General features: G+C 66.4%; 6 protein-coding genes. 5 read left to right on the forward strand and 1 reads right to left on the reverse strand.

Features of this window, described 5'->3' with window-relative positions:
- From G6039_RS29020 to G6039_RS29035, 4 genes are all read left to right on the forward strand, one after another.
- Positions 1–1,832 (forward strand): LGFP repeat-containing protein (locus tag G6039_RS29020; protein ID WP_277606688.1); only part of this gene is annotated, 1,832 nt, incomplete at its 5' end.
- Positions 1,833–2,249: 417 nt separating this feature from the next.
- Positions 2,250–2,606: a hypothetical protein gene (locus G6039_RS29025; protein WP_043800239.1), complete on the forward strand. Its 357-nt coding sequence runs from the start codon at positions 2,250–2,252 to the stop codon at positions 2,604–2,606.
- The gene (locus G6039_RS30895) at positions 2,584–3,132 is read left to right on the forward strand and encodes a hypothetical protein (RefSeq protein WP_232334230.1); all 549 of its coding nucleotides are present in this window, start codon (positions 2,584–2,586) and stop codon (positions 3,130–3,132) included. Before G6039_RS29025 ends, G6039_RS30895 begins: the two co-directional genes overlap by 23 nt.
- Before the next feature lie 105 nt (positions 3,133–3,237).
- Positions 3,238–4,230: an Abi family protein gene (locus G6039_RS29035; RefSeq protein WP_043800237.1), complete on the forward strand. Its 993-nt coding sequence runs from the start codon at positions 3,238–3,240 to the stop codon at positions 4,228–4,230.
- Positions 4,231–4,765: 535 nt separating this feature from the next.
- Here G6039_RS29035 and G6039_RS29040 read toward each other — a convergent pair.
- A complete protein-coding gene (locus G6039_RS29040) occupies positions 4,766–5,293 on the reverse strand; it encodes a hypothetical protein (RefSeq protein ID WP_152103984.1) in 528 nt (175 codons plus the stop codon).
- 312 nt (positions 5,294–5,605) lie between these two features.
- Between G6039_RS29040 and mobF the strand changes: the two genes are divergently transcribed.
- On the forward strand, positions 5,606–9,796 hold a 4,191-nt coding region (gene mobF / locus G6039_RS29045), incomplete at its 3' end, for a MobF family relaxase (protein ID WP_164528174.1).

A 9,796-nucleotide genomic window follows, 5' to 3' on the forward strand; every position in this document is an offset into this window, starting at 1 on the left:
CCCCCACCCCGACTCCGGCCGCCGAGGCGTTGCCCGCGCAGGCCCCGGACACACCGCGCCCGGACACCTCCCGCACCGACGCGGCCCCTGCACCCGCACCGGCCCCTGCCCCGGCGCAGGCGCCGCCGGCGGAGACGGTGCCGCCGCTGCCGGCCGAACTGCGCCCGGCCCCACCAGCCGCCGACCAGCCCGTGCCGCCGGACGATCCGGCCCTGTCGTCCAAGACCGCCGAACCGGACCCGGACTGGCACCCCACCGAGAACCCCAAATCCACGCTGGTGCCCGGGCAGATGCGCTCGGACCGCGAAGAGGTCCCGGCGCCGTTCACCAAGGAAGACGCCGACAAGGCCGAGATCGCCGAGGCACGCCTGAGGTCCTCCCGCAGCCTGACCGCTTCGAGATGCCAGGTCTACTGGCCCTCGTGGTTCGAGGTGTGCGGCGCGATCCGGGACAAGTACAACGCCCTCGGCGGGCCGGCGAGTTTCCTGTCCTACCCCACCAGCGGGAACATCATCAACCCCGGAGGCACCGGCGAGCGGGTGACCTTCCTCAACGGCCCGATCTACTGGTCCGCCGCCACCGGCGCGCACCCGGTGGTCAACAGCTTCCTCAACCGCTGGGGCATCCACGGCTACGAAGCCGGCTGGCTCGGCTACCCCACCACCGACGAGATCGTCCACGCCGACGCCGTCGGCCGCCACCAGGAATTCCAGAACGGCGCCATCTACGTCGCCTTCCAGAACGCCGTCGGCTCCGCCATCCGCAACGGGCCCCTGCGCGACAAATGGAACAGCGTCGGCGCCGAAACCCCAGGCAGCCTGCTCGGCTACCCCATCCAGGACCAGATCCCACTCCCCGACGGACAGGGTCAGATGGACCGCTTCGAACGCGGCGTCATATACTGGCACCCGACCCATGGGGCACACCCGGTAACGGGGAGGATCCTGTCTTTGTGGTCGCTCGCAGGATATGAGCAAGGTGAATACGGGTACCCCACCAGTGACAACGATATTGTTGTGGGAGAACCTGGCTCGACCATTCAGCTGTACCAACGGGGGTCGATTTATCTTGGCTCGAATCACGCACTCCGAGCGATTTCGGAGCTTCAAGACCCATCCCAGGGGTTCAAGAGCTATGACACCGGAATACATCCGAACTACTGTGAGTTTCCTGACCCCGCAAACTCTCCTACCTGCCCGGTAGACAATAGCCAGTTCGGCACGGTTTCCGACCCTACCGGGGCTGCGGCTCAAGAGAACCTCCAGGTGGCATCTGCAACGTCTGCCTACTTCACCGAAGTAGGTGCTCCGACAGCCAAGGCGATGTTCGATCATTACTACGGTGCGACGGGGACCGACTACGCACTAGGAACTTCAGTTCTTGATTCGTGGTTCGTTGACGACCATCACAATTACCCGAATGACGCTACGGGGTCTCCGTCGGTGATCGCAGATTCCCAGAAGGCACTCGGTGTCGCTGGAGCTATCACAGAGGCAGACAACCGTGGTCAGGCAGTCAAGGTAATCTACGATTCACCGTGGATGCCTGCAGCTGGGTATCAGCAGGACCACGTCCAGTCTCTCGGGCATTACAGTGTTTCTCCGACGATCGCGGTGATCGCTCATCCTGGAGGACCGGGCAACCACCAGATTCAATGGCGACAGGAAGTGCATATGTACGACGTCTACGACTTCGCCAAACCTACTGGAGAGTACGGGAACATGGCCCAAGCCGCCGTCGAGAATGCTCGACAAGGGTATCTCTTGGGGCTTGCCCGGAACTTTCTCGTCTATGGTTCCGGATCGGTTCAGACCTGGTCCGGAGTGGCATAGTGGGTGACCGCGCTCCTGGTGTCGTCGGACGATGGCCGGCGACAGCAGGAGCGTTCACCGGACTGGTCATAGGGGTATTCGTCTACCAGCCATTGGCTTTCGGCGTTCGGAGAGCCTTCGACATCGCGGTCCCGGATCCGATGCCCCCTCTCCCCCTCTGGGAAGGGCTCTACAAAGGGAGCCCTGCATATTGGGCGAGCTGGGCACTATGTCTGGTGATCTGTGTCTTGCCAGGCATCGCTGGGATGTTCCGTTGGAGAACACGGCGGTTCGGGGTCGGATATGTCGTTGCAGTGATTGTTGCGGGTGTGCTAGGAGCCGCGACAGTTAGCTCCTTCTACATCGGAGGCGCACTCCTTCGTGATTAGAGACAGATCCACCTGTCGAGCCGGTGCGGCGGCCTTCCCGAGGGGATTGGTGACGCGGGAACTCCACCATTATGTCGAGAAACACGTGGCTGCTGTACTTGTTGTCACGTCGACCACGGGCGGCGCGGTTGTGCTGTACCGCAACTCCACCGGCACCAGCGACTCTGCCAGTCAGGAGGGAACTATCGTGTTTAGTTCGCAGGATCCCGATCCGAGCGACGAGCCTTTGATCGAGGGCGACTACGAGCCGCCGGTTGAGGACCCGTTCATCGAGGATGGCGAACCCGAAACATACGAGGAATTTGCACGGGACGCTGTGGCCGGACAAAACCCGAACGACATGCTGCCAGTGGCGGGCGGCGGAGCGATCACAGTCACTGAGCGTGAGAGCGAGCCTCCCCGGTAGATCACGGGGTGCGGTGCGGGCCCCCGGACGGTCAGTACTGGGTAGTAGGGCCGTTCCACGCAGCCACGGTTGCGTCCAGGCGAGTAGTTCCCGGTTCTACGTCCATCCCTTCCGCGAGGGCAACACCCGAACCCAGTTCGCGTTCTTCCGGCAGCTGTGCACCGAGGCCGGCTACACCCTGCACACCGACCGCTTCATCGCCGTCAAGAAAGCCGACCTCGCCCACAACCCTCTGCTCGGAGACCTCCGCGAGCAATTCGTCTGGGGGCGCTACGAGTACATGCAGACCGGCGGCACCCGCCTGATGCGCAAGGTGCTCGACATGGCGATCACCGACGCCACCGACCCCATCCCCATCGGCCCGATCATCGACCACGGCGTCGACCTACGCGCCATCGCCGCCGCGACCCTCGGCCACCGAGACTCTCACCAGGTACGAACCGGCGGCATCCCCGCGCCGAAGGCTGATGATCCGTGTGTCGATCTGTCCCGCCCCCACCACTCGAGCCGCGAACCCGACGTGTGAGGACAATGCCAGCGTTCTGCCGAAAGGCCGTGCTACCATCGAGTCATCATGATCAGCCCGTTGCTGCAAGGCGCGGGCTGATTTTCTTTTGTGCAGGGGATATTCATGGTCGAGTACACGAAGCCCTGGCTGTCCCTGGAACAACAGGTCGAGCGGCTGGCGAGCCAGGGCGTCGACGTGGGCGACCGTGACCGCGCGGCCGCGCTGCTCAAAGCCGTGGGCTACTACCGGCTCACCGGCTACCTCTACCCCTTCCGCAAGTCCGAACAGCACGTCGACGACGACGGCCGCACGTACACCCGTGTGCTCAGCGGCTACCGGCCGGGAACGAGGCTGGGGCATGCCGAGGCGATCATCGACTTCGACCGGCGGCTGCGCATGCTTGTCATGGACGGCGTCGAACGCCTCGAAGTCGCGGTGCGGATGCAGGTGGGGTACGTGCTCGGGCGCACCTCCGCCTTCGCGCACGAGGATCCCACCTGCTTCACGGAGGCGTTCACCGAGCCGGGGACCGACCCCGACAGCGGGGAGCTGATTCCCAGCTCGCACGCGAGGTGGCTCGAACGCGCCCGCGAGCGGCGAGCCCAGTCCGACGAGCAGTTCGTCGCGCACTTCCGGGAAAAGTACGACGACCGGATGCCGGTCTGGGCGCTGACCGAGCTGCTCGAACTCGGCCAACTCTCCGTCCTCTACCGGGGGCTGCGCCAGCAGGACGCCGAAGAGATCGCGCTCGCCTTCGGGGTGCCGACCAAGAAGCTCATGGTCAGTTGGCTCGCCAGCCTCAACTACGTGCGCAACGTCGCAGCCCACCACGCGCGCCTGTTCAACCGCAAACTCCAGCATGCGCCGGCGCGACCCAAAGCCGGACAAGTACCGCTCCTCGACCACCTTCGGGACCAGCAGACAGCCAAAGGTGTCTTCGGCACATACAACGCGCTGGCCGTGATCGCCTACCTTCTCCCCTCGATCGAAGCCGAGACGGACTGGTACCGGCGACTGACCGAGCTACTGCAGGCGTTCCCGACCTCGCACGCCTTGTCGATCGCGTCCCTCGGCGTCCCACAGCACTGGGAGTCACTCGACCTCTGGCATCGATGACCGGTCAGTCTGTCGACACCACGCCCCGAAACTCATCGAGCGTCACGCTCTTCACACGACCCTGACCGCTCGTGCGCCCGGTTCGCGGTTTCACGCCGCGACATGGTGGCGCACGGTATCTCGAACGTCGAGGCGCCTGGACTCGGTCCACAGAACGGTCAGAGGCGAGAGAGTGCGCACCTCGTGCCCGAGCTCGTCATCGATGAGCACGACCCGTCGGATTGTGTCGAGGTCACCGGTGCACAGAAGTTGCCCCCAACGCCCTGCGTGCTCGAACATGCGCTTGTCGCGGGGCCTGCTCACGTGTCCCGTTCAGGCTCCGGCGAACCCGGTCGGTGTTCACCGGCAGGGGCTCACGCTCGATCTTGTCCAAGACCGTCGTGGGCATGAGCTCGTGCCGGATGACTTTCCTCGCTACGACGGACATCTCAACTCCCCGGCGATGGCCGCGCAGAAGAAGCCGCAGGCCCAGTCGGGCCTGCGGTTCGAGGTCGAAGAGCCGGCTCGCCGTCGCCGAGCACTACTCACCGGCCCGTCACGATCCGACAGCTGCCGGCGCGGCCGGTGACGTCGCGCCGACCGCAGCCTCGGCGGTGGTCACCGATGCGGTTTCGACCGGGGCGAGAGGAACACTCGATGTCGCAAGGTCCGTCTTTGCCTGTTCGAGGACCTTCTTCGCCTCTCCTGTGCCGACGCCGAGAACCGACGCGAGTTCGGTGGCTGACGCGCCCTCGGCGAATGCGACGATCGCTCGCGCATAGTCGAGCAGCAAGGCTTCTTCGTGTTCCTGCTCGTCGCGTGTCAGGCCGAGCTCGGTCGACTCGGCGTCGGTGCGGGCGGCGGCGATTTTCGCGGCGAACTCGGCGCGGATCTTCTCGATCCGTTTGTCGCGTGCCTTCTCCAACTGCGCAATCTTGCGTTGTGCGGCCGCAGCTCGCGCATCGACGATCGCGTCGATCTTCGCCAGTTGGGCGGCCGCCTCGTTGATCGGCGCTGCGAGTGTCTCCAGTTCGGCTTGGCGGGCGAGCACACGCTCCTTTTCCCGACGCAGGTTCTCGCGCACGTTCGGGGTGGTGTGCGGGCGCAGGGAGCGGCGCGCTGCCGCCTTCGAAGACGTGGCCATGGCCCGGGAGTGTATCGGCTCACCGCGGCCGCACACGGCTTCACACCCCGGACGCCGTGTTGCCGTATCGGATCACAGTTCTGATTCCCCTTCCCGCCGAACCGCTCCCCCTGATACCTCACGCCGGCACCCCTCGTCACGTGCCCAGAACCGTCGAGTTTTTAGGCACGCCCAGGCTGACCTGTGGTCAGCCCCAAAACTTCTACACACCTCATGCACTAAAGCTGCGACATGGCATGATCAACTTCCGTGATGACCGTCCACAAGCTCAACGCCGGGGACGGCTATGTCTATCTCACCAAGCACGTTGCCAAGGGCGACGCCACTGAGACCCGCAAGGCCGATGCGGTCGATTACTACGTCACCAAGGGCACTCCACCCGGTATCTGGTGCGGCACACTCGCCGAAAAGGTCGGTGTCGAGATCGGCACCGAAGTCACCGAATCGGCGATGCGGGCGGTGTTCGGTGCCGCTCGCACACCTGCCGCATTCGATACCAGGCCCGGACCGGATGCCCCGATCCAAGACCGGCTGAACTGGTCGCGGGCGACGGCGTTGGGCCGGGCATTTTCGTGGTACGAGAACAGCCAAGAGTACGTCAACGACGTCGAGGAACTGTGCAGTTCCTACAAGGCGCAGTACGGCGAATACCCGGCCCCTGATGCGAAGAAGGCGGTCCAGCTCTCGACCGCCCGCAAGCATCTTCGCCGCAGGAAGGGCGAGAAGTCCGACCTGCTCAGCGAGCAACAGGTGTGGGAGTTCATCACCGAGCAGTACACCAAGGTTCGGCAGCCGGTGGCCGGTTATGACCTGGTGTTCACGCCGATGAAGTCGGTGTCGTTGCTGTGGGGCCTCGGGGACGAGAAGGTCAAGTCCGCGGTCGAAGAAGCCCATGCGCAGGCGGTGTCCGAGACGTTGGAGTGGATCGAGAACGAGGTGATCTACACCCGCCGCGGGGCCGGCGGTGCGCGCAAGGTCAAGGCCGAGGGCCTGCTGGTCGCCCGGTTCGATCACTACGACAATCGCGCCTCCGATCCGAACCTGCACACCCACTGCGCCGTGCTCAACCGGGTGTTCGCCGAGGACAAGTGGACCACGATCGACGGGTCGATTCTGTACAAGGCCAACGTCGCCGCCTCGGAGAAGTACAACACCCGTGTGGCCGAGTTGGTCTCGCGCAAGCTCGGTGTCACCTTCGCTCGCCGCCCCGATACCCCGGTCGGCAAGCAGCCGGTCTACGAGGTCGACGGCATCCCGCTGTCGCTGATCGAGGAGTTCTCCCGCCGGTCGGAAATCGAGGTCCGGCAAGAGGAGCTGGCGCGTGAGTACAAGGCCAAGTACGGCAAGAATCCGCCGAAGAAGGTGCAGTACGCCCACGCGCAGCAGGCCACCCTCGATACCCGCAACGCCAAGAATCCACCCCGGTCGCTGTCCGAGTTGCGGGCCGAATGGCGCGAGCGCGCCGGGGCGATCCTCGCCGGAAGCGATCCGGCCGAGCTGGTCGATGCGGTGCAAGGCGAACGCGACCGTCGTCCGCTCTTCTCCCCCACCCAGGTGCCCGCGTTGGTGGAGAACGTGGTCGATGCGCTCTCGCGCAAGGTCGGCACCTGGACGGTGTTCTCCCTGTCCGCGCAGCTCGATCGGGAGCTGCGCGAGTTCGGTTTCGCCCACGACGAGGAGCTGCGGGCGATGTACGACAACGCCCTGGAACTGGCGCTGCGGGACTACTGCAAGCCGACCTTCACCGAGGAGTATCACGGCCCGGAGCGCGTCACCGAACGCATCGAACGCGGCCTGGTGCGCAGCCAGCTCGTCGGTCGCGCCGATATGCGGTACACCGCAGAGTCGGTCCTCGAGGCCGAGAAGTTCATGCGCGAACAGGCGTTCGCCGACGATGAGCGCACCGTCTCCGACTTCGTGATCCGACGCCAGATCCGCCGAGCGGAGCGCAAGGCCGGCCACAGCCTCGGCGGCGACCAGATCGCGATGATCGAGCACTTCCTCACCGCGAAGACAAAGGTGGCGGTGGCGGTCGGGGCGGCCGGGGCCGGCAAGACCACCGCCGCCTCGGTGATCGCCCGCGCCTGGGAGACCAGCTACGGAAAAGTCATCGCGCTGGGTCCGTCGGCCCGTGCCGCCGAAGTGCTCGGGGAAGAGATTGCGGTGCAGGGACGCACCATCGCCGACGTGCTCACCCGCCACCGGGCCGGTCTGCCTACCGGCATCGACAAGGGTGATCTTCTGCTCGTCGACGAGGCGGGCATGGCCTCGGCCCGGGATCTGGCGGACCTGACCCGCCTCGCCACTGACGCCGGTGCGGTGGTGCGGCTGCTGGGTGATCCGCAGCAACTCGCCTCCGTCGAAGCCGGTGGCGTCTTGCGGGATCTCGCCGATCTGACCGGTGCGCCGTTCCTCGAGAAGGTGCACCGGTTCGCCACCGAGGGGGAGGCCGAGGCGAGCCTGCGGCTGCGCAGCGGCAACGCCGAGGCCCTCGACTGGTACGCCGAGAACGACCGCATCCGCGAGGGCATGGCGCACGAGCTGACCGGCATGGTGTTCGATGCCTATGTCGCCGACGTCGAGGCCGGCCATGTCACGGTGATGGTCGCCCCGACCAACGATCTGGTGCGCCAGCTCAACGAGAAGGCCGCCGCCTACTACCGCGACAACGGCACCGTCACCGGCTCCGGCGTCATCCTCGCCGACGGTCTCGAAGCCGCCGTCGGGGACGTGGTGGTCACCCGCAAGAACAACTCCAAGTACGTCGTGACCGGCTCCGACGGCAAGACGTCCGGTCGGGTGAAGAACGGCGACCTGTGGACCGTGGCGGGGATCGGCACCGACGGCTCGCTGCGGCTGCGCCACACCATCAGCGGCGGCCAGGTCACCGTCGCCGCCGACTACCTCACCGAGAACATCCAACTCGGGTACGCCACTACCGTGCACCGCTGTCAGGGCATGACCGTCGGCCACTGCCACGTCCTCGCCGCAGCGACCATGGATCGGCAGTCGCTGTACGTGGCGATGACCCGCGGCAAACTCGCCAACATCGTCTACGCCGCGCACGACGAGCTCCCCGACTGGGACGTCGAACATCGCCCCGACGAGCATCCCGGCGCGATCGGACTGCTGGCGAAGATCCTGGGCCGGGACGGCTCGCAGCGCACCGCCCACCAGATGATCGAACAGGCCCAGCGCCAGGCCGCGTCGTGGTCGCAGCTCACCGAGGTCTACGAGCTGGCGGTAAGCGCGCTGTACGAGGACTACACCGAACAGCTCCTCGGCCGGATCCTCACCGAGCGGCAGTTCGGCTGGGTGCACGACCTCGGCGGCTGGGACACCATCGTCACCTGCGTCGCCCAGGCCGAAACCTTCGGGTGGGACACGGAGACTCTGCTGCGCGAGGCCGTCGACACGATGCGCGAGCACGGCAAGGCTGGACGCCTCGACGACGGCGAGAACGCTCCCGGCCGTGTCCTGGCCACGGCGTTGAAGGACCGCATCTCCCCCACCGACCGGCCGGGGTTGCCGCGCATCCGCAGGGATGATCTGGCGCGGTACAAGGTGCCGGCCCTGACGGATGCGGCGGCACAGATGGATCCGATCCTCACCGCCTACGCCCGCGCCCAGCAGCAGCAGATGCACGCCTTCATCGACTCCTACCTCACGGCCGCGATCGAGCGCAGCGCCCCGTGGCTCGCCGCCGTCGGCACCCCCGGCGACGATCCGAGGCGAACCCGGCTGTGGCACACCACCGTGCGCGACATCGCGGTCTCCCGGGTCGTCGCCGGGGCACCCGACGACCAGCACGACCCCCTGGCCTACCTGCGCGGTGCTCGCCGAGAGAAGGCCGAAGCAGCGATCGCCCGGTTGACTACCCCGCCGTCGCAGCGGAAGGGGTCGGCGACGCCGGACTCGCCGTATGCCCGCTACACCGACGCCGAACTCGCCGCAGCTCGCCGATCCAGCGTCCAACGTCTCGGCGAGGATCGGCGGTTGCTGGCCCTGGCCCAGCAGGAGCTCGCCCGCGTCAGCGGCACCGACTCCGCGGTGACGGCGGTCGATGGGCGTGTCGCCGAGGTCGAGCGTCAGGACCGGCAGATCCAGGCGGTGCGAGCGTCCCGTGCTGCCCTCGACCGGCTGCGCACCGATCCGGCCGCGACCGCAGAGCAGATCGCGGCAGCAACCTCGGCGGTGTCGGCGGCCGAACAGGCCGCACCCCCGGAGCGGGACTGGCCGATCCTCGAACGCTCCACCCAGTTCAACCGGGCCTCCGCCTCGCGCTACGCCCGCGCCCACGTCCTCGACGACCAGGCGATCGGCCGGGTACGCGACCGCATCACCCGACTGGGCAACGGACTGCGCACCGAGGAGAGCATCCTCGGCCAGATCGACGCCGAGATCACCCGCCGCGACCGCGAGGGAACCCCGCCCGAGGCCCGC

It is taken from the genome of Rhodococcus aetherivorans, from assembly GCF_011058165.1.
Classification (GTDB): Bacteria; Actinomycetota; Actinomycetes; order Mycobacteriales; family Mycobacteriaceae; genus Rhodococcus; species Rhodococcus aetherivorans.